20 protein-coding genes, 1 tRNA gene and 1 riboswitch are annotated in these 20,164 nt (G+C 68.4%); of the genes, 6 read left to right on the top strand and 15 right to left on the bottom strand.

Annotated features, from left to right (window positions below; genetic code table 11):
* Positions 1–39: 39 nt before the first annotated feature.
* The 3 genes from FHR19_RS00950 to FHR19_RS00940 all read right to left on the bottom strand — a co-directional run bounded on the left by FHR19_RS00950 (position 40) and on the right by FHR19_RS00940 (position 4,104).
* Complete coding sequence (locus tag FHR19_RS00950; protein WP_184023380.1) at positions 40–2,346, bottom strand: TonB-dependent receptor; 2,307 nt, start codon at positions 2,344–2,346, stop codon at positions 40–42.
* A gap of 85 nt (positions 2,347–2,431) precedes the next feature.
* Positions 2,432–2,989 (bottom strand): NADPH-dependent FMN reductase, encoded by a 558-nt coding sequence (locus FHR19_RS00945; protein ID WP_184023379.1) that lies wholly within the window; start codon positions 2,987–2,989, stop codon positions 2,432–2,434.
* Positions 2,989–4,104, bottom strand: a complete 1,116-nt coding sequence (locus FHR19_RS00940; RefSeq protein WP_184023377.1) for an LLM class flavin-dependent oxidoreductase — start codon at positions 4,102–4,104, stop codon at positions 2,989–2,991. The genes FHR19_RS00945 and FHR19_RS00940 overlap by 1 nt, the downstream gene beginning before the upstream one ends.
* A gap of 101 nt (positions 4,105–4,205) precedes the next feature.
* Here FHR19_RS00940 and FHR19_RS00935 point away from each other — a divergent pair, with 101 nt between their 5' ends.
* Positions 4,206–4,883, top strand: coding sequence for a TetR/AcrR family transcriptional regulator (locus FHR19_RS00935; protein WP_184023375.1), 678 nt, complete (start codon positions 4,206–4,208; stop codon positions 4,881–4,883).
* 3 nt (positions 4,884–4,886) lie between these two features.
* On the opposite strand, the gene FHR19_RS00930 is transcribed toward FHR19_RS00935, so the two are convergent.
* The 3 genes from FHR19_RS00930 to FHR19_RS00920 are packed head-to-tail and all read right to left on the bottom strand — an operon-like array spanning position 4,887 to position 7,407.
* The gene (locus tag FHR19_RS00930; RefSeq protein WP_184023374.1) at positions 4,887–5,303 is read right to left on the bottom strand and encodes a nuclear transport factor 2 family protein; all 417 of its coding nucleotides are present in this window, start codon (positions 5,301–5,303) and stop codon (positions 4,887–4,889) included.
* On the bottom strand, positions 5,300–6,187 hold the full coding sequence (locus FHR19_RS00925; protein ID WP_184023372.1) for an alpha/beta hydrolase: 888 nt from the start codon (positions 6,185–6,187) through the stop codon (positions 5,300–5,302). The genes FHR19_RS00930 and FHR19_RS00925 overlap by 4 nt, the downstream gene beginning before the upstream one ends.
* Complete coding sequence (locus FHR19_RS00920) at positions 6,184–7,407, bottom strand: MFS transporter (RefSeq protein ID WP_184023370.1); 1,224 nt, start codon at positions 7,405–7,407, stop codon at positions 6,184–6,186. Before FHR19_RS00920 ends, FHR19_RS00925 begins: the two co-directional genes overlap by 4 nt.
* Before the next feature lie 103 nt (positions 7,408–7,510).
* On the opposite strand from FHR19_RS00920, the gene FHR19_RS00915 reads away from it, so the two are divergent.
* Positions 7,511–8,938: an MFS transporter gene (locus tag FHR19_RS00915; protein ID WP_184023368.1), complete on the top strand. Its 1,428-nt coding sequence runs from the start codon at positions 7,511–7,513 to the stop codon at positions 8,936–8,938.
* On the opposite strand, the gene murI is transcribed toward FHR19_RS00915, so the two are convergent.
* On the bottom strand, positions 8,935–9,732 hold the full coding sequence (gene murI, locus FHR19_RS00910) for a glutamate racemase (protein ID WP_184023366.1): 798 nt from the start codon (positions 9,730–9,732) through the stop codon (positions 8,935–8,937). The two genes, FHR19_RS00915 and murI, sit on opposite strands and share 4 nt — an antisense overlap.
* 122 nt (positions 9,733–9,854) lie before the next feature.
* On the opposite strand from murI, the gene plsY reads away from it, so the two are divergent.
* From plsY to FHR19_RS00895, 3 genes are all read left to right on the top strand, one after another.
* Entirely contained in the window at positions 9,855–10,463 is a 609-nt protein-coding gene (gene plsY / locus FHR19_RS00905; protein WP_184023364.1) for a glycerol-3-phosphate 1-O-acyltransferase PlsY, read from the top strand.
* Positions 10,456–11,544 (top strand): DNA-processing protein DprA, encoded by a 1,089-nt coding sequence (dprA, locus tag FHR19_RS00900; protein WP_184023362.1) that lies wholly within the window; start codon positions 10,456–10,458, stop codon positions 11,542–11,544. The genes plsY and dprA overlap by 8 nt, the downstream gene beginning before the upstream one ends.
* A gap of 50 nt (positions 11,545–11,594) precedes the next feature.
* Positions 11,595–11,678, top strand: a tRNA-Leu gene (locus tag FHR19_RS00895).
* Between the two features lie 9 nt (positions 11,679–11,687).
* On the opposite strand, the gene FHR19_RS00890 is transcribed toward FHR19_RS00895, so the two are convergent.
* From FHR19_RS00890 to FHR19_RS00885, 3 genes are read right to left on the bottom strand one after another with little or no spacing between them, the layout of a single operon-like run.
* A complete protein-coding gene (locus tag FHR19_RS00890; RefSeq protein WP_184023360.1) occupies positions 11,688–12,623 on the bottom strand; it encodes an NAD(P)/FAD-dependent oxidoreductase in 936 nt (311 codons plus the stop codon).
* Positions 12,623–12,757: a hypothetical protein gene (locus tag FHR19_RS17815; RefSeq protein WP_281375627.1), complete on the bottom strand. Its 135-nt coding sequence runs from the start codon at positions 12,755–12,757 to the stop codon at positions 12,623–12,625. Before FHR19_RS17815 ends, FHR19_RS00890 begins: the two co-directional genes overlap by 1 nt.
* A 13-nt stretch (positions 12,758–12,770) precedes the next feature.
* Entirely contained in the window at positions 12,771–12,938 is a 168-nt protein-coding gene (locus tag FHR19_RS00885; RefSeq protein ID WP_184023358.1) for a hypothetical protein, read from the bottom strand.
* A gap of 289 nt (positions 12,939–13,227) precedes the next feature.
* Here FHR19_RS00885 and katG point away from each other — a divergent pair, with 289 nt between their 5' ends.
* Positions 13,228–15,507 (top strand): catalase/peroxidase HPI, encoded by a 2,280-nt coding sequence (katG, locus tag FHR19_RS00880; RefSeq protein WP_184023356.1) that lies wholly within the window; start codon positions 13,228–13,230, stop codon positions 15,505–15,507.
* A 48-nt stretch (positions 15,508–15,555) separates the two neighbouring features.
* Here katG and thiC read toward each other — a convergent pair whose 3' ends face one another.
* From thiC to FHR19_RS00855, 5 genes are all read right to left on the bottom strand, one after another.
* Entirely contained in the window at positions 15,556–17,415 is a 1,860-nt protein-coding gene (gene thiC, locus FHR19_RS00875; RefSeq protein WP_184023354.1) for a phosphomethylpyrimidine synthase ThiC, read from the bottom strand.
* Between the two features lie 36 nt (positions 17,416–17,451).
* Positions 17,452–17,562: riboswitch (TPP riboswitch) on the bottom strand.
* Between the two features lie 13 nt (positions 17,563–17,575).
* Positions 17,576–17,905, bottom strand: a complete 330-nt coding sequence (locus FHR19_RS00870) for a hypothetical protein (RefSeq protein WP_184025686.1) — start codon at positions 17,903–17,905, stop codon at positions 17,576–17,578.
* Between the two features lie 103 nt (positions 17,906–18,008).
* Positions 18,009–18,866 carry a MipA/OmpV family protein gene (locus FHR19_RS00865; RefSeq protein ID WP_184023352.1) on the bottom strand — a complete coding sequence of 286 codons (858 nt, stop codon included), beginning with the start codon at positions 18,864–18,866 and terminating at the stop codon, positions 18,009–18,011.
* Positions 18,867–18,923: 57 nt separating this feature from the next.
* Positions 18,924–19,346: a DUF2141 domain-containing protein gene (locus tag FHR19_RS00860; protein ID WP_184023350.1), complete on the bottom strand. Its 423-nt coding sequence runs from the start codon at positions 19,344–19,346 to the stop codon at positions 18,924–18,926.
* Positions 19,273–20,064 (bottom strand): sterol desaturase family protein, encoded by a 792-nt coding sequence (locus FHR19_RS00855; protein WP_184023348.1) that lies wholly within the window; start codon positions 20,062–20,064, stop codon positions 19,273–19,275. The genes FHR19_RS00860 and FHR19_RS00855 overlap by 74 nt, the downstream gene beginning before the upstream one ends.
* Positions 20,065–20,164: the final 100 nt, after the last annotated feature.

Genomic DNA, 20,164 nt, shown 5'->3' with positions numbered 1-20,164 from the left:
CGGGGCGCCGCGAGGATCGTGCGGCGCCCCAGGACGGGATCAGTAATCGACGGTCAGGCGCACGCCGTAGGTGCGCGGCGCGCCGAAGGTCCAGTTGTAGATGTCGTCAGGGCCAGCCGCGACGAAGGTCCCGAAGGCCAGCGGCTGCGCATCCTCGAGATTGCGGACGAAGGCCTGGACGCTGAACTTCTCGTTCGCCGGGCGATAGATCAGCGCGACGTCGGTCTGGCTGAAGCCGCGCTGGCGGCTGTCGTTATAATTGAAGATATCGAGGAAATAGTCGCTCTTGAACCGCGAGAAGGCACTCGCCGTCAGTGTGCCGGCATTGCCCAGGTCGAAGACGTGGTCGTAGCCGAGCGTGATGATGACGTCGGGGCTCTGCGGCAGCTTGTTGCCGGCGAGGTTGGGCTGCGTCACGGTGTTCGGATTGGTGTCGAGATCGCCCACCGACGTATCCGCCCCGCCGACGCTGAACACCGTATAGGCGGCGAGCAGGTCGTCATACTTGGCGTTCAGGTAGTTGAACGTCGCGTTGAACGTGTCGTTCTTCGACAGCTTAAAATTGCCCTCGACCTCGATGCCCCAGATCGTCGCCTTTCCGGCGTTGAAGATCTGGCCGCCGACCGCCGGATTGAGCAGCACCGACGCCTGCAGATCCTTGTAGTCGTAGTAGAAGGCCGAGGTGTTGATCTGGTGCGGGCCGATGCCGAACTTGCCGCCCACTTCATAGGCGGTGTTGCTCTCGGGATCGTACGACCCGACGCTGTCGAAGCCGCCCGCCTTGTAGCCGGTGGCGACCTTGCCGTAGATCAGCGTGTCGGCATTGGGCTTGTAGTTGAGGCCGGCGAGCCACGTCACCTTCTCACCCTTCGCCTCGGGCCGGATGATCGAGGGGGCGGGGCGGACGGTCGTCTGGTCGACGCGACCCGCGTTGAACACGAAGCCGTAATTGCCGAACACGCCGGTCCGGTCGTCATGCGTGTAGCGGATGCCGCCGACTACGGTCAGTGTCTGGGTCAGGGGCACGTCGACCTGGCCGAACGCGGCGTAGCTCTTAATCTGGCTGTCGCGGGTGAAGAAGTTGATGAAGCTGCCGTTCGGGCCGATGAAGCGGTTGAACAGGCCGCGGACGTTGTCGAGCTTCTCGTCGAAGTAGAAGCCACCAACCTGCCACTGGAAGCCGCCCGCCGGGTTGTTGCCGCTCAGCCGGATTTCGTGGCTCTGCGTCTCGACGTTGTTACCGAACTCCAGGAACTCGTAAGCCGGCGGCAGCGCCTGCTTGGTGTCCTGCGAGCTGTCGCGATAGCCGCCGGTATAGGTGAAGGTGGCTGCACCGAAGTCGTACTGGAGCCGGCCGCGGATGGCGGTCGATTCGATATGATTGGGGCTGAGGCCCGAAATCGGCGCATTATAGGTCTTGCGGTCGATCGTCTGGAGATAGCTGGTGCCGGTCGGGATGCACTGCGTCCCCGGCGTCAGCGGCGCGACTTCGGTGAAGCCGATGCCCGAGCAGCCCGCGCCCGGCGCGCGCCCGCCCTGGTTCAGGTTCACCGCGGCGAAGGCGGGGATGATGTTGTCGATCTCGACATATTCGCCGACCAGGTCGACGGTCAGCCCCGACACCGGCGTCAGGCGCAGGCTGGCGCGGCCACCCTTCGTGCCGGCCGAGCCGCTGCGCGCGTCGATGTTCGGATGATAGAAATAGCCGTCGCGGTCGGTGTAGATACCCGACAGGCGCAGGCCGCCGAAATCGCCGAACGGCACGTCGACGCCGCCCTCGACGCTGAACGCGTTATAGTTGCCGTAGCTGGCGTTCAGGTTGACGCCGAACTCCTTGCCGGGCTTGCGCGTGATGAAATTGATCGCGCCGCCGGTCGCGTTGCGGCCGTAGAGCGTGCCCTGCGGCCCGCGCAGCACCTCGACCCGGTCGAGGTCGAACAGCGAGACGTTGAGGATGTTCGGGCGGTTCAGATACTCGCCGTCGATGTTGATCGCGATCGACTGGTCCTGCGCCTCGTCGTTCGAATTGGTGCCGACGCCGCGCACGGCGACGCGGGTATACTGCGAATCCTGGGTGATCTGGAGCACCGGGGCGATCCGCTCGACCTCGCGAAAGTCGGTGACGCCGGCTTGGGCGATTGCCTCCGCGCCCACCACGTCGATCGCGATCGGCACGTCCTCGACCCGCTCGGCGCGGTTCTGGGCGGTGACGATGATGTCGGCGGCGTCATCCTCGACCTGCGCGGTCGCGGCGGGCGGGGGCACGTCCTGTGCCATCGCCGGCGTCGCCATGGCGATCAGCCCGCAGCCGGCGAGCAGGACGCACTTCTTCGGAAAACGAGTCATCAAACCCTCCCCATCACGTGCGCCGATTCGAATGGGCCGGCGCTTTGTTAATAGAATTGTTGTTCTAGTTCGTTTCAATTCACTGTCAAGCGCCGGGTCGGACGCCCTGCATCAGCTGATCCGCCATCGCCTCGACCGCCGCCGAAATGCCGGTCTCGGCGAGGTTTCCCTCGGCATCGAAGGGCTTCTGCTCGATCGAATTTACGGCCAAGCCGATCGGTGTCGGCCAGCCGCGCATCGCGTGGACGATGCCGCGCAGCGCGGCGAGCGTGACGCCGCCCGCCTGCCACCCCGCCGCCGACACGATCAGCCCCACCGGGCGCCCGTCGAAATAGGGCCGGGCATCGCCGCGCAGATCCTCGAGCAGGTCGATCGCATTCTTGACGAGGCCGGAGACACCGCCGTGATAGCCCGGCGAGGCGATGACCAGCGCGTCCGCCGTCCGCACCGCCTCGACCAGTTCGGCCTCGGCGGGCGAGCGGTCGGGCATCGCCGGGTCAAAATGCGGCAGCTGTGCGAGGTGCGGGCCGTCGAACATCCGCACGCTCGCCCCGCGCACCTCGCACGCGGCAAGGACGGCGCGGCCCAGCCGCTCGCTCGACGATCCGGCGCGCAGCGTGCCGCCGATGCCGACGACGCGCATCAGGCCGCGACCGACGACGCGCCGAGCGCGGGCATCACCTTCTGCGAGATGAGGTCGAGCGTCTGGTCGGCGAGGCGCAGCCGCTCCTCGGTCAGCGGGCCGGTGGTCGTCCCGCACAGGATGTTGCCGATGCCGAGGTCCTGATAGGGCTTCAGATGCTCGATCACCGTTTCGGGCGAGCCATAGAGGCACCAGGTGCCGATCCAGTCCTCGGTCAGCGCGTTGGGCGTGCGATCGGTCTTCTTGTTCGCCGCGTCACCCTCGGCCCGTGCGTTGAACTCGGCCTCGCGCTCGATCGCTTCCTGATAAGCCGTGAGGATGACCTCGAGCTCCTCGCGCGCCTGCTCGTCGGTTTCGGCGATATGGACGCACTGATAGGTGTGCGTCGTCCAGTCGAGCGCCGCCGCGACCGCTTCGTCCGAATGGCCCGCGCCGGTCAGCGCGGCGTGATAGGCGTCGAAATACTTCTTCACATGCACGAACGGCTCAGTCCCGCCGATGACCGGCGGGGTGAAGGCGGGGATGAACGCCGGCCAGGCATTGTCGGCGGCGCGGCGCATGCTCGCCTCCTTCATCGCGACGGGCATCAAACGGGCATGGCGGGGCGTGTAGTTGGTGGGCGCGATCCGCTGGAGCACGCGGCCCTGATGGGGTCCGTTGTCGATGATGATCGCGGGGTCGTTCATCTGTTTGGCCCACAGCGCCTCGGCGAGCTCTAGCGTCTTTTCGGCGATCGGCCCGGCGTCCTTGTAGTTGACGTTGAAGCCGATCATCTCCTCGGGCGTCGTGCCCGACCCGATCCCGACGAGCAGCTTGCCGTCGGTCAGCTGGTCGAGGATGTTGATCCGCTCGACCAGCCGCACCGGGTGGTGGAGCGGCACCGAGACCACCGAAAAGCCGAAATGCATGTGCGGCAGCTTGGCCGCGAGGTAGCCGGCGAAGATGAAGCTGTCGCTGGCGACGGGCATGTACCCGTTGAAGTGATGGTCCGGCATGAAGATCGCCGAAAAGCCCTGCCCCGCCGCCTTGACCGCGTGGGCCTCCAGGTCGCGCATCAGCGCGCGGTCCTCTTCGGGCCGCATCGTACGCGCGTTGAGGAAGACAGAGAAACGCATGGCCGGACCCCTCCCAAGGCTCCATCCGTCCGAATCAAAACGTGAGACGGCAGATGAATTAGAATTGACGTTCTGTTTTTATTTGTTTCAACGTCGTGGCCATGTCAACTGCCATTTCCAGCCTCGCCGCCACCGCAAAGCTCGCCGCCTCCGCCGTCTCGCGTCAGCCGCGTCAGGGGCGCAGCAAGGAATCGTTCGAACGGATGCTCGTGGCGACGCGCGAGCTGATGCTCGAGCGCGCGAGCGAGGAGTTCACGCTCCAGGACGTGAGCGAGCGCGGGGCGGTGTCGATCGGCTCGATCTACCTGCGCTTCGAGAGCAAGGATAACCTCATCCACGCGGTGATCGCCGAGGCGCTGGAGGGGATCATCTCGTCCGAAACCGACATGCTCGCCGCGGTACGGGCCGAGTCGCCGACCCTCGCCGCGTTCGTGCCCGCCTATATCGAACGCTATTCGCAACTTCTGGCCGAACACGCGCCGATGCTGCGCCTCGTCATGCAGCGCGCCTCGTTCGATCCGGCGGTGTCCGCACCCGGCAAGGCGACCGCAGCACAGAGCGCCCAGACCGCGGTCAAGGCGATGCTTCACTACCGCGCCGAAATGGCCGCGACCGACCCGGAGGCGAAGGCGCTGGCGGCGTTCCACATCATCTTCGCGACGATGGCGCGACACCTGAGCCTCGGCTCGACCGCCGAGGGCGCGGACGCGGCGGCGTTCGGCCTGTTGCGCGTCGAGCTGGCGGAGATGGTGCTGGCATACCTCACCACCTCGCGCTGAGAGCTAGAACATCGGGTGAGCGTTCCTCGCCTGTTCGGGCACGGGCTGGATCGCGTCCCAATGCTCGACGATCCGGCCGTTCTTGAGCCGGTACATGTCGAACACCGATGCGCCGCGCGACCCAGGCGTCGGAATCGCGTGGATGTGGATCACCGCCATGTCGCCGTCGACCAGGATGCGCTTGATCGCGAACACGCGGCCCGGCTGCGAAAACATCGGCGCGAGTGCGGCGACCGCGGCGGCGCGGCCGTCGGGAATGCCCGGATTGTGCTGGACATAATCGGACACGACATAGCGATTGAACGCTGCTTTCACGTCGCGCTCGAAATAGAACAACCGCGCGAAGTCGGCGACGATGGCCCGGTTGTCCGGCGGCGGCGCGGCACCGAGCAGCGCCAGCGACAGCAGTGCGCGCTTCACGAGCGGGCTTTCAGGAAGCCGCGGATGCCAAGCCAGGTGTAGAACCGCTCGATCCACCCCTCGCTCCCCGTCCCCGGTTTGCCGAGGCCGAAGCCGTGGCCGCCATCGGCAAGCAGGTGAAACTCGATCGACTTGCCCGCCGCGCGATAGCTGTCGATCAGGCCGAAACCGCCAGCACGTTGGAGCAGGAAGTCGTCGACGGCGATCGTCACGAACATCGGCGGCGCGTCGGCCGGCACCTTAAGCGGCTTCATGTTCGGATAGATCGGCGCGGCAAAGTCGGGCTTGTCGGCCCCGCCCTCCGCCACGACGCTGCGCGTCAGGAAGCCGCCCGCGGAAAAGCCCATGAAACCCACGCGTTTCGGATCGATGCGATACTCGCCCGCATGACCGCGCAAATAACGCAGCGCCGCGATGCCGTCCGCCAGCGCCTCGGCCGGGGTATCGTCGGGCGGGGCGACGCCGGTCCTCTCGCCGCGCATCGCCCGCGCGAGGCTGTCCTGAAACACCGCGTTGTCGCGCGGCGTCGGCAGGATACGGTACTTGAGCACGAACGCGGCGATGCCGTGATTGGCGAGCCAGCGCGCGACCTTCCACCCCTCTTCCTCGATGGCGAGGCCGAGGAAGCCGCCGCCCGGCGCGACGATCACCGCCGCGCCGCTGCCGGGACCGACCGGCAGCACCGGGGTCAGCGTCGCGCGGGTGACGTTGCGTACGTCGATGGAGCCGTCACGCAGCATCCATTGCTCGCGATTCGGCGCCTTCGGATCGCCGATCACCACCTCGCCCGGCTGCGGCGGCGCTTCGATCTCGGTGAAGGTCCGCTCCTGCGCCGCGGCGGGCGTGGCAGCGAGGATCGCGGTGAGCGCCAGCAGCGCCCTCATGCCGGCGCGCCCACCAGCACTGCCGCGTCGCGGCGACCCAGAAGCGCCAGCACGACCACCGCCCCGATCATCCCCAGCATCCCGGCCACAAGGAACGCGCCCTGCATCGTGCCGGTAAAGCGCGAGACGAGATTGACGAGCAGCGGCGAACTGAACTGGCCGAAGAAGAAGCAGGCGGTCCATACCCCCATGCCGCGCCCGCGATGCGCGAAGGGCAGTTTCGACTGCGCCCAGGCAATCAGCGACGGGATCGCCATGCCTGCCCCCGTCTGCTGCACCGCCATCCCCGCGATCATCCAGCGCCAGTCGGTCGCCAGCCCGATGATCGCGAGGCCGGCGCCGAGGATGCCGAGGAACGTCGCGATCTGCACCCGCGAGGAGAAGCCGCGCTTGCCCGTCCACCAGAAGATCACCGCGCCGACGAGGATGAACAGCGTCGGCAATGCGCTGATCTGGCCGATCTCATGCGGGTCGGCGACGCCCAGTTCCTTCCAGACGAGCCCGCCATTGATGATGAAGACGTAGTAGAGCGCCGAGGCGAACAGCGTCAGCGCACCGATCGAAATGACGGTCGGCCACGGGAATCGCGAGCCCGACCGATCCTCGTCCATCCCCAGCATCCGCCGCGCGGTCGCGTCGCTTTCCGGCTCATACATCCAGCGCAGCATCGCGAGAAAGATCGGGAAGGCGACGAGGTAGAGGAGGAAGATGCCGTTCCACCGCCATGCCGCGAGGCTGCCGGCGAAGAAGATCATCACCGAGGACAGCGCCGGCCCCACCAGCCCCTGCAACGTCAGCCAGTTGCGCCGGCCGTCCTCTGCCCAGTAATCCGCGATCAGCGTGTTGAGCGTCGTCAGGATCACCGCCTCCGCCACGCCCAGGGCAAGGCGCGATGCATAGATCGCGTCGAGCGATTCGAGGAGGAACGGCATCGCGCCGAACAGCCCGTAGACCAATGTCGCGGCGAGCAGCAGCCGCCGCCGCCCGAACCGGTCGACCAGCACGCCCGCGAACAGCGCGACGATCGCGATCGTCAGTCCCGGCGCCGACACCATCGCCGGCACCTTCCACCCCGCATTGGGGTCGGCCGAGAAATGCCCGATCATCGCCGGCACCGCCGGGAACATCGACACGATCGCCAGGATCGGCAGGAAACCCGCGATGATGACCGTCAGTCCCTGTGCCGGCCCCGGTCGCCGCACGCCCGTCTCGCTCGTCAACTCGCCTCTCCCCACGCGTCATTTTGCCGCTGATGCTTGACGCTTAGTCGATCGACGTCAATAGTAGAAGCAATATTCTATTTTAGCGGAGGGGGAGCCGCCCGTGTCGACCATCGAAGCCGCGCCGGCAGGGGCCGGGCGCAGCGACTGGCGCCGCACGCTCGCGTTCGTGACAGTGCTGATCGCCTTCGTGGTCGAGATCGCCGATGCGACGATCGTCAACACCGCCTTGCCGCAGATCCGGCGCGGCCTGGGCGCGGGCGACATCGCGATGCAATGGATCGCGGCGGCCTATTTCCTCGGCCTCGGCTCGCTCCTCCTGATCGGCGGGCGAATGGGCGACATCTTCGGCTATCGGCGGATGTTCATGGTCGGCATCGCCGCATTCGTCGTGGCGTCGGGCCTGTGCGGCCTTTCGCGCACGCCGGACCAGCTCGTCGCGGCGCGCCTGATCCAGGGGGCCGCTGGCGCGCTGATGGCGCCGCAGGTCATGTCGATCGTGCAGTTGCTCTACACGCCGCTCGAGCGCGTCGCACGGCTCGCATGGTTCGGCGTGCTGGGCGGGCTGGCGGCGATCCTCGGGCCGATCGCGGGCGGGCTGCTGATCGAGGCGGACGTGATGGGGCTCGGCTGGCGTGCGATCTTCCTCGTGAACCTGCCGATCGGCGCGGTGGCGCTAGCAGCGGCATGGCGATTCGTCCCGCCGCTGAAGTCGGAGGCTTCGATCCGCATCGACCTGATCGGGGCGGGCATCTTCATGGCCGGGTTCGCCGCGTTGCTCGCCGCGCTGATCGAGGGGCCGGAGCGCGGCTGGCCGCCGCTCACCTTGCTGGCGCTGGCGGTCGGCACGGCGCTGATCGCGATCGGCTGGCGCCATGCGAAGCGGCGCGAGGCGACGCACGGCTCCGCGGTCATCGCCACCGCGCTGTTCTCGCTGCCCACCTTCTTCTGGGGCCTCGTCGCGATCCTCGCCTTTTCGGCGGCGTCGGCCGGGTTCCTCCTCGTCTTCGCGGTCGCGCTGCAACAGGGGCTCGGCTACTCCGCGCTTCACGCGGCGCTCGCGCATGTGCCTTTCAGCGTCGGCGTCATGGCGGGGATCAGCGTCGTCGGCCGCCGCTTCCTGCCGCGGCTGGGGCGCAAGCTCCTGGTCGCGGGCGCGATCGTGATGGCGACGGCGGGCACTGCCGTTCTGCTGCGCGTCGCGGGCGGCGATGCGCGCGATCCGCTGACGATGGCGCTGCTCGCGCTGACGGGGCTCGGCATGGGGATGCTCGCCGGGCCATTGCCGCCGGTGATCGTCTCCGACGTCGACCGGGCGCAGGCGGGGGCGGCTTCGGCGACGCTCAAGACCGCGCAGCAGATCGGCGGCGCGGCAGGCGTCGCCCTGATCGGTGCTGCGTACTTCACCGCGGGCGACGGGGCGGATGCGCGGCTGGCGGGGCTGTATCCCGCGGCCGCCGCCTTCGCTGCCTTACTGGCGGCGGCGATGTTCGCGGCGCTGCGGCTGCCAGCGGTCATCTTCAAGCGCTAGAGCGCCTCGATCGTTTCCAGCCCGTATCGCGCCACGGCCGGCGTGAGGGCACGCGCATGGTCGTCGAGGCGGGTGAAGATCGCCCGCCCCGGCACCGCGGCATCGGGCCAGGCCTGCCCCTCGGTCAGATGGGCGATGCGCCGCGCGATCCCCGGCCCGCCATCGACGAAGTCGAGCGGGCGCGGTGCCGCCGCCGCCAGCCGGTCGGCGACCAGCGGGAAATGCGTGCACGCGTTGACCACCACGTCAATCCGCTCGCCCCCCGGCTGATCGAGCAGCCCCGCCAGCACCGCGGCATAGGCCTCGTCCGGCTGCCGCTCGTCCGCCAACTCCGCTTCGGCCAGTGCCACCAGCGCCGCCGATCCGTGCCGCACGACAATGCAGTCGGCGGCGAACCGCCGGGCGAGGTCGTCGACATAGGGCTGTCGCACCGTCGCCTCGGTCCCAAGCACGCCGATCGCGCGCGTCTTGCTCATTTCGGCGGCGGGTTTGATCGCGGGCACCGTGCCGACGACGGGCAGGTCGAGCCCCCCGCGCACCGCCGCCAGCGCGATCGTCGAGGCGGTGTTGCACGCGATCACGACCAGCCGCGGCCGCACCCGCTCGACAAGCCGCCCGAGCAAAGCGGGCACACGCGCGGCGATCTCCGCCTCGCTCTTCGTGCCATAGGGAAAGCCCGCGTTGTCCGCGGCATAGACGATCGGCGCGGCGGGCAGCAGCGCCCGCGTCGGCGCGAGCACCGACAGGCCCCCCACGCCCGAATCGAAGAACAGGATCGGCCGTGCGTCGCTCATCGCCGAGCGATTAGGCCTGTGTACGCTAGCGGACAACCGGTCGGGTTCGGACCCCGACTGATCGAGATCGTTGCGCAGACGGTCCGCCCTGCCCTAAAGGCGGTACAAATGGGGCACGCGACTTGACCACCGAGATCCTCTGGCTGCCGCCCGTGGCCGCGCTGCTGATCGGCTATCTGCTGGGCAGCATCCCGTTCGGCGTGATCCTGACGCGGATGGCGGGCGCGGGCGACCTGCGCCAGATCGGCTCGGGCAATATCGGCGCGACCAACGTGCTGCGCACCGGGCGCAAGGGGCTGGCGGCGGCGACATTGCTGCTCGACGCGCTGAAGGGCGCGGCGGCGGTGTGGATCGTCGCGGCGATCTGGCCTGGCCTCGCCCCCGTCGCGGGCGCCGCGGCGTTCATCGGTCACTGCTATCCGGTCTGGCTGCGCTTCAACGGAGGCAAAGGCGTGGCGACGCTGATGGGCATCGCACTCGCGCTCAGCCCGCCGGTCGCAGCGGTCTATGCCGTCGTCTGGCTCGGGCTGCTCGCGCTCGTCCGCATTTCCTCGGTCGCCGGCATGGCGGCCGCGGTCAGCGCGCCCGTCGCGGCGGCGTGGTTCCAGCGGTTCGACATCGTCCTCGTCCTGCTCGCGCTCGCGCTCATCGTCCTTTGGAAGCATCGCGCCAATATCGATCGCCTCGCCAGCGGCACCGAACCGCGCATCGGCAGCGGCAAGCGTGGATGATGCGGAGCGTCGCGCGCGGCTTCGGCTCGCGCGCACGCACCGGGTCGGGCCGGTCGGCTATGCCGCACTCCTCGCCCGCTTCGGCACCGCGACCGCGGCGCTCGAGGCACTCCCCTCGCTTGCCGCGCGCGGCGGCGGCAAGCCGATCGAGCCCGCCGACCCCCGCCGCATCGACGATGAGATCCGCCGCGTGGCCAAAGCGGGCGCGCGCCACTGCCTGACCGGCGATCCCGATTATCCCGCTTTATTGGCGGAGGCGGACGGCGCCCCCGTCGTGCTGATCGTTCGCGGCGACCTGTCGCTGCTCGCCCGGCCGAGCGCGGCGATGGTCGGCGCTCGCAACGCCTCGGCCGCTGCCTGCCGCTTCGCGCGCGGGCTGGCACAGGAACTGGGACAGGCGGGCGTCACGATCGTCTCGGGCCTCGCCCGCGGCATCGACACCGCCGCGCATCAGGGGTCGATCGCCAACGGCACCGTGGGCGTGATCGCCAGCGGCATCGACATCGCCTTCCCACCCGAAAACGAAGGCCTCCAGGCGCGAATCGCCGAGGAGGGGCTGCTGATCGCCGAGCAGCCGCCGGGCACGCAGCCGCTCGCGCGCTTCTTCCCCCAGCGCAACCGCATCATCGCCGGCGCCGCGCAAGGGACGGTGGTGGTGGAGGCAGCGCCGCGCTCCGGTTCGCTCATCACCGCGCGGCTGGCGGCGGAGGCGGGGCGCGAGGTGATGGCCGTCCCCGGCAGCCCGCTCGACCCGCGCGCACAGGGGTGCAATTCGCTGATCCGCGAGGGCGCGACGCTGATCCAGACCGCGGCCGACGTGCTCGAACTGCTCCGCCCCATCGACCTGCGCGCTTTGCGCTCGCCAACGCAAGCCTGGGGCGCGCCGCCGCCCGAGGATGCGAGCGACCGCGAGCGAGCCGCCGTCACCGGCTTGCTCGGCCCCGTCCCCACCGCGATCGACGAGGTGATCCGCCAGTCGGGCCTGTCCCCCGCGATCGTGCAAACGGTGCTGCTCGAACTCGAACTCGCCGGCCGGCTCGAACGCCATGCCGGCGCGCGCGTCAGCCTGCTTCTTGGATAGCGGGCCGGGGCTTGCCCGCCCCCGCCGCATCGCCTAGGTCCGTCGCCGCTGCCCCTGTGGCGAAATGGTAGACGCATTCGACTCAAAATCGAACGCCGCAAGGCATGCTGGTTCGAGTCCGGCCAGGGGCACCATTTCCGACGCTAGCGCGCGAGGATCGCCTCGGCCGCTTCGGTCCCCGATAGCCAGGCGCTCTCGACCCGAGGCGCGATTAGCCAGTCGCCGCACGCGGTGAGGTGGGCCGCGTCGTCCCGCCAGTGCCCCAGCCCCCCCGCCGCGGACCGCGCGTAGCGCCAGCGATGCGCGCTGGCATGAACGGGCGCGGGCAGGCTCGGGAGACGCGCGGCGAGCGCGTCGGTCAGGCGGCGGGCGACCTCGTCCCGCGATGCCCCCAGATGGCGCGCGGACCAGTCGGCGTCGGCATGGACCGTCCACGCCTCGCCATCGGCGCGGCCGGGCTTGGCAGGATTGCGGACGGCCACGTCGATCACGGCGTCGCCCTCCAGCATCGGCGGTGCGCCGGTGGGCCGCTCGAACGCGAGCAGGGCCGTCCAGCAGGGCTGTGAGCGGTTCGCCCGGGCCAACGCCGCGAGGGCGAGGCTCGCCGACGCGGCCATCGCTTCCGCCTGCTCGGCGGGAAGGGCGAGGACGAGTTCGTCGAACGGCCCCACCACGACATCCCCAATCCTCAAGTGCCAGCCATCGGGCGCGCGCTCGATCCGTTCGACCTGCGCCGACCAGTGGACGTCCAGTCGGCCCGCCATGACGGCGAGCGGGGCGTCCATCGATGGCGTCCCCACCCACGCATCCGGCCCGGCCGCGGGCCAGGGCGCAGCCACGCCCGCCGCTTCCCAAGCGCGCAGCCGCTCGACAAAGCCGGGCGCGCGTGCCGTCATGTACTGCGCGCCGTAATCGAAGGCATAGGCGACGCCGCCGACCTCGATCGTGCGGCTCGCCAGCCGCCCGCTCGGCCGTCGGCCCTTGTCAAAAATCGCCGGACGGATCCCCGCCACGGCCAGCGCCTCGCCGCAGGCGAGCCCGGCCATCCCCGCCCCGACGATGGCGACGCGCTTCGCCATCAGGTGAACGACCGGACCGGCGTGTCCGACGACATCAGCGTCACGCGAAACGCGATGACGCAGATCCAGATGACGATGAACAGCACGACGGCGGCGATCAGCGCGTTGCGCTGCTGCGGGGTGATCTTACGCATTACCGGTCTCCGCTCACATCAACAGGTCTTCGTAGATGAAGTGATAGCGCCGGTGGCCCGATTGATCGCGATCGAGCGCGAGGCCGTGGCGGACGCCGAAAAAGCCCCTCGCCGCAGCCTGCGCCATCTCGTCACGGCGCTCGAGGATGAACGCCGGGCTTTGCGGGTTCTTCTGCTGCATCGGATGTCTCCTTCGCTGATTGACCCACCCCCGGCGCGCACGTCACGCTGTCGCACCGAGTTTTCGCGTGCCGGATCTACAAAGAACATACGGCGTTATTTCCGCATGCTGCCGCCGGGAACCCGATCGCTTTGTGCGGTATGCTTTACCAACCCACGTGAAAGCCGTGATTTTCCCATGGCCTTCGTCGCGGACTGGGCTTTGGCCTAGGTCCTGCTGCGACCGTATCCGCGCCTATCTCTACCGCATGGCCGCCCCTATCCCCCCCGAAGCCGAAAGAGACGATGACATGAAGACGTACAAGGACGCGCTTGCTGGCAAATGCCCCTTCGGCGGCGATCGGATCGGTGGGACCGAGGGGACCCCGCCGACGCTGGCGCAGTGGTATCCCGAGCGACTGCGCGTCGAACTGCTCGCGCGCAACGCCCCTGCGGCCAATCCGCTCGGTGACTTCGACTACCCGGCCGCCTTTGCGAAGATAGACCTCGACGCGCTCAAGGCCGAGATTAAGGCGTTCCTGACCAGCTCGGTCGAGTGGTGGCCGTCGGATTACGGCAATTACGGGCCGCAGATGATCCGCATGTCGTGGCATTCGGCGGGCAGCTATCGCATCGCCGACGGGCGCGGCGGCGCGGGGGAGGCCATGCAGCGCTTCGCTCCGATCGAAAGCTGGTGGGACAACGGCAATATCGACAAGTCGCGCCGCCTGCTCTGGCCGATCAAGGCCAAGTACGGCGCGTCGCTGTCCTGGGCGGACCTGATCGTCCTGACCGGCAATTGCGCGCTCGAGATCATGGGCCTGCCGACGCACGGCTATGCCGGCGGGCGTGAGGATGCGTGGATCGCCGACGACGCAACCTACTGGGGACCGGAGGTTTGGGACCCGCACCACATCGAATCGTTCGATTCGATGACGATGCGCGACAAGCGCTGGCGGGGACAGAACGGCGATGCCGACTACGACCTCGAACATCCGCTGGCCGCGTCGCATCAGGCGCTGATCTACGTCAACCCCGAAGGCCCCTACGGCAACGGCGATCCGGAGGCGTCGGCACGGGACATCCGCATCACCTTCACCCGCATGGCGATGAACGACGAGGAAACGGTGGCGCTGATCGCCGGCGGCCACGCCTTCGGCAAGAGCCATGGCATGGTGAAGCCCGACCGCATCGGTGCGCCGCCCGAAATGGCCCCGCTGGAGGCCGCCGGCCTCGGCTGGCACAACCCGGAAGGGACCGGCAACGCCGAGTTCACGATGACCAACGGCATCGAGGGCAGCTGGACGCAGGACCCGACGCGCTGGGACAACAGCTATATGGAAAACCTGTTCGGCCATGAATGGGAGCAGACGCGCAGCCCCGCCGGCTCGCTCCAGTGGACGCCGGTGGACAAGAACGCGCCGCGCACCCCCGACGCGCACATCCCGGGCAAGACGCACCCGTTGATGATGATGACCAGCGACATCGCGCTCAAGGTCGACCCAGTGTACCGCGAGATCTGCCAGCGGTTCATGAGCGACTTCGACTATTTCACCGAACAGTTCTCGAAGGCGTGGTACAAGCTCACCCACCGCGACATGGGGCCGCGCGAGCGGTACATCGGGCCGGAGGCGACGATCGCCCCCGACCTGCTCTGGCAGGACCCGATCCCCGAGCGCGATTACGCGTTGATCGACGGGGGCGACGTGGCGGCGCTGAAGCAGTCGATCCGTGATGCCGGCCTGTCGATCTCCGATCTCGCCTTTACCGCGCTGTCGGCGGCGATCCCCTATCGCGACAGCGACAAGCGCGGCGGCGCCAACGGCGCGCGCCTCGCGCTCGCGCCGCAAAAGGACTGGGCGGTCAATGCGCGGACGGTCCCGGTGATCGAACGGCTGAAGGCGCTCAAGGCCGAGTTCGACGGGCAGGCGGCGGGCGGCAAGCGCGTCTCGCTTGCCGACCTGATCGTGCTAGGCGGCGTCGTGGCGGTCGAGGATGCGGCGGCGGCGGCGGGCCATACCGCACCCGTGCCGTTTACGCCGGGCCGGCGCGACACGACCGACGAACTGACCGACGCCGACAGCTTCGAATGGCTGCGCCCCGTCGTCGACGGGTTCCGCAACTATACCGACGAGCATTTCGAGGCGGTGACGCAGGGCCGCGTCGCGCCCGAGCAGCTGTTCCTCGACAAGGCGGCGCTGCTGCGGCTCAGCACCCCCGAATGGGCGGTGCTGACCGGCGGCTTGCGCGCGCTCGGTGCCAACTGGGACGGCGGCAAGGCGGGGGTGTTCACCGACCGGCCGGAGACGCTGACCAACGACTTCTTCAAGGTCGTGACCAGCACCGACTATGTGTGGGCGAAGACCGACGAGGCGGGGCACCGCTTTACGCTCAACGACCGCGCCTCGGGCGAGGCGAAGTACGAGGCGACGCGCTACGACCTCATCTTCGGCGCAAACAACCAGCTGCGCGCGGTGACGGAAGTCTATGCCGCCGCCGACGGCGAAGCGCGCTTCGTGCGCGATTTCGTGAAGGTCTGGGACAAGCTGATGACCGCCGACCTGTTCGGCGAGACGAAGGCGCCGCGCTGACCCGATGACGGCCCGCCGCCGCTCTTCCCGAGCGGCGGCGGGATCGCCTCAGTCGTGCTCGCGGCCGTTGGCGCCGATATAGAGCTCGCGGCCGCCCTCGTTATACGCCTCGCTCATCGCGGCCATGCCGGCCTCGGCCTCTTCGGCGGCGATAAAGGTCGTCGCTTCCTGATTCTGCTTGGCGGCGAAGTCGCGCACTTCCTGCGTGATCTTCATCGAGCAGAATTTCGGCCCGCACATCGAACAGAAATGCGCGGTCTTGGCGCCCTCGGCGGGCAGCGTCTGGTCGTGATACTGCTCGGCGGTTTCCGGATCGAGCGACAGGTTGAACTGGTCGCGCCAGCGGAACTCGAACCGTGCGCGGCTCAGCGCATCGTCGCGCAGCTTGGCGGCCGGGTGGCCCTTGGCGAGGTCGGCGGCGTGGGCGGCGAGCTTGTACGTCACCACGCCCACCTTCACGTCGTCGCGGTCGGGCAGGCCCAGATGCTCCTTGGGCGTGACGTAGCAGAGCATCGCCGTGCCGTACCAGCCGATCATCGCCGCGCCGATGCCGCTGGTGATGTGGTCGTAGCCGGGCGCGATGTCGGTCGTGAGCGGCCCAAGCGTGTAGAAGGGCGCCTCTCCGCACGCCTCCAGCTGCTTGTCCATATTCTCCTTGATCTTGTGCATCGGCACATGGCCGGGGCCCTCGATCATCACCTGCACGTCCTGCGCCCAGGCGCGCTTGGTCAGTTCGCCGAGCGTGTAGAGCTCGCTGAACTGCGCCTCGTCATTGGCGTCGGCGATGCTGCCGGGGCGCAGGCCGTCGCCGAGCGAATAGGCGATGTCGTACGCCTTCATGATCTCGGTGATCTCGTCGAACCGCTCGTAGAGGAAGCTCTCCTTGTGGTGCGCGAGGCACCATTTCGCCATGATCGAGCCGCCCCGGCTGACGATGCCGGTGACGCGCTTCGCCGTCATCGGGATGTAGGGCAGCCGGACGCCGGCGTGGATGGTGAAGTAATCCACCCCCTGCTCCGCCTGCTCGATCAGCGTGTCGCGGAAGATTTCCCAGGTCAGCTCCTCGGCGATGCCGCCGACCTTTTCGAGCGCCTGATAGATGGGCACCGTGCCGATCGGCACGGGCGAGTTGCGCAGGATCCACTCGCGCGTGTCGTGGATGTTGCGCCCCGTGGACAGGTCCATCACCGTGTCCGCGCCCCAGCGGATCGACCAGACCAGCTTGTCGACTTCCTGCGCCACGTCCGACGCGACCGCCGAATTGCCGATATTGGCGTTGATCTTGACCAGGAAATTGCGGCCGATCGCCATCGGCTCGGATTCGGGGTGATTGATGTTGTTCGGGATGATCGCGCGGCCGCGCGCCACTTCGTCGCGGACGAACTCGGGCGTCACATAGTCGGGGATCGCCGCGCCGAAGCTCTCGCCGTCGCGGACGTACTCGCGCAGCATCTCGCGGCCCAGATTCTCGCGGGTCGCGACATATTCCATCTCGGGCGTGACGATGCCGCGGCGGGCATAGTGCATCTGGCTGACATTCGCGCCGGGCTTCGCGCGTAGCACACGGCGGCGGACGTTGGGGAAGGGCTGGACTCCGCCCGAGCGGTCGGGGCCGAGCTGGCCGTTATCCTCTGGCCGCACCTCGCGCTGGTCGACTTCCTCGACATCGCCGCGATCGCGGATCCAGTCCCGGCGGATCTCGGGCAGCCCTGCCATGATGTCGATGCGCGCGTTCGGGTCGCTGTACGGCCCGCTGGTGTCATAGACGTTGAGCGGCGGCTCTCCGCACGAGGGTTCGAGGTCGATCGCGCGCATCGCGACCTTGAGCGGCCCGACATGGATCTTGCGGCTCCCGCGGATGGGGCCGGTCGTGACCTTGAGTTCGGTGCGGGCGGGGATATCGGCCATTGTCAGTTCCACTCCATGCGGAGGAAACGGACCTCATTGGCGGGGCCGCTCCCTCCCTACGCCGGTGTCAGCCGGATCAGGTTCAGCGGGTCGGTGGCTGCGGCCACCCTCTCAACCGCTGCGTCAGCGGTCCCCCGGGGATGGCATGGGTGTAGGCGCTTCACGGGTCGCCCGCAAGCGAGGCGAACCAGTCGGCATAGGGCGTATTCCGCACCATGTGGCGGTTGAGATCGGGCGCGCCGTCATCCCACCAGACCGGCCCGCGCTCGCCAAGCGCCACCTTGGCCGCCTGTACCCGCGCACGAGCCGCGCGGGTCATCGCTTCGTCGGCGGCATCGCGAACGGCGCGGCGGGCGTCCATCAGTTCGTTGACGAGCGCCTGCCGCTCCGCCTCCGGCAGCGCAGGATTGCTCCGCCGCCACAGCCGCCCGCGGACGACGATGTACCGTCCGTCGGGTGTCTGGAGCGGTGCTTCTTTGGATCCGCTCAGGCGGATGGTGCGGCACCGGCCCGCTCCCCCACCCGGCCCCCCCACAGCATATCCTGAATGGGTGGTCGGGCGGGCGAGCGGGCCGGTGCCGCCATCAAAGCGCTCAGAAGCTGTAGGCAAGCCCGAGCGCGCCGATCCACTGGTTGGGCGATCCGACGCGGGTCAGCGGCGAATCGGCGAAGTCGCCCGAGAGCCGGCGATAGACCACGCCGCCGACCAGCTGGAGCCCGCCGGTCAAATCGCCGGTCAGCGACCGCATGCCCACGGCGCCGATGCCCCAGTTCTTGAACCCGCCGCCCGCGGTATAGATGGGCAGGCCCGAGCGCGCGCTCTCGGCCGGGGTGACGCTGAAATAGGTACGGCCATAGCCGCGCTCGACGAACTCGGCCGAGGCGAACAGGCCGACCAGCGCCTTGGTCGACAGCGGCGTCGTATAGGTGACGGTCGGCGTCAGGATGCCGCTTGAATGCACGCCCGCCACGTCGTAGCGATAGCTGACGGTCGCGGAGAAGCGGTCGTAATCGCTGGTGATGACGCCGGTCTTGCCGATGCCGACATAGCCGCCGAGCTCGATCGCGGTGCCGCGTTCGTCGAGCAGCGCGACCTGGGGGTTGTCGATCGCATCGCGGCTGTTGCGGTTGAAATTGACGACGCCGATCGGTCCCGCCTGCACGTCCCAGGTCGGACCGTAGCCGTCCTTGATGAGGTCGACGCTGACGCGGTTGCCCGCCAGGATGAAGCGATAGCCCGAAACCTGACCGATCGCGGCGGGCACGGGCGAGACGCTGTAATCGCCCGACCCCTCGTAATCCGGAAGCAGGCCGACACCGACGCCGACGATCGCGAAATCGCCCTGCGGATCGGTCGAGGGCGGGGTGTCGACCGGCGCGGGCGCGGTATCTTGGGCAAAGGCGGGGGAAGCGAGGCCGAGCGACAGCGCGGCGGCGAGAAGGATGCGCAAGTGACGGAACTCCGAAGCTTTCAGCCGCGAAACGTCTCCGGTTCCGTTTAGGTCCGTTCAGAACATGTAGCGCATGCGAATCCTCTGTTCCTCGCCGCCCTGCTGCACCGTGAAGCGGGCCGCGTCGAAGCGCGGCGGGCCGAAGGCGATGCGCGGATTGCGCGAGAAGCCGAACCCCTCGCGCGGGATCCCGGCAAAGGTGTCGAGCTTGCCGTTGCCGTTCTCGTCATGGATGATCGCCACGGCATAGCCGCCGGGCGGCAGACCGTCATAGGCAAGGCTGCGCTGGCTGGCGGGCACCGAGCGGGCGACCGCGCGCGCATCGTCCTCGCACGTCGGGAAGTTGCTGGCGACCGCGGTCAGGCAGAGGCGAATGACGCCGCGCGCATTGCGCAGCGCATCGACGTCAACCTTGAGCGTCGCGACCGGCGAGGCGCCGACCAGCAGCGCCAGCGGCGCGAGCGCGGCGAGCCGCCGCATCGAAGTTACCCAAACCGTCATCGGTCCCGCACACCCGGTCCCAGAACCGGAAATAAAGCCCGTAATTGCACCCGTAGCGCTCATGATGGCGCTGGTGATGGCTGGCCGTGATGAGCCAGCGGCCCAGCGGCCCCTCCACCATGAACTTCGGGAAAACCTCCCACCCCATGTGGTTGGTCACACCCATAAGCGTCATGATCGCCAGGACCAAGCCCAGTGCGGCGACATGGATCGGAATTGCGAAGACCAGTAGCGGAATTACCACGGCGCCGGTCAGCGCCTCGATCGGATGGAACGCCATCGCCGCCCAGGCAGTGGGCGGGCGGCTGGCGTGATGGACCGCATGCGCGGCCTTGAAGGGCTTGGGCCGGTGCATCCAGCGATGCGTCCAGTAGAACCAAGTGTCGTGCGCGAAGAGGTAAAGGAACACCGAAACCGGCAGGTACCAGAGCGGATAGGCGCCCACGTCCTCGTAGATCTGCGTCCAGCCATGCTCGCGCCAGCCCCAGGCGACGACCCCCGCCGGCACGCCATAGATCGCGGCGGAGGCGAGGCTCCACTTGATCTCCCGCCCGATCTGCTTGTCGAGGCCGACATACAGGCCCGGCCGCGTCGCCCGTGTGGCGAGCGCGAACGCGCCGGAGGTGATGATGTAGCGGACGCCGACGATCGCCGTCATCGCGGCGGCGGACAGGAGGATGGCGGCTAGCGCGTTCATCGGGCTCGTCTAGCCGCTTTACGTGCGGCGTTGAAGCCGGCGGCCGGCTGCGCGTCCACACCTAGTCGATCCGATTATCGAACCGACAGATTGCAGTGCG

It is taken from the genome of Sphingomonas yantingensis, assembly GCF_014199325.1.
GTDB classification, from domain to species: Bacteria; Pseudomonadota; Alphaproteobacteria; order Sphingomonadales; family Sphingomonadaceae; genus Sphingomonas; species Sphingomonas yantingensis.
The sequence above is the reverse complement of the archived record's forward strand: the minus strand, read 5'-3'. Positions and strand labels throughout refer to the sequence as shown.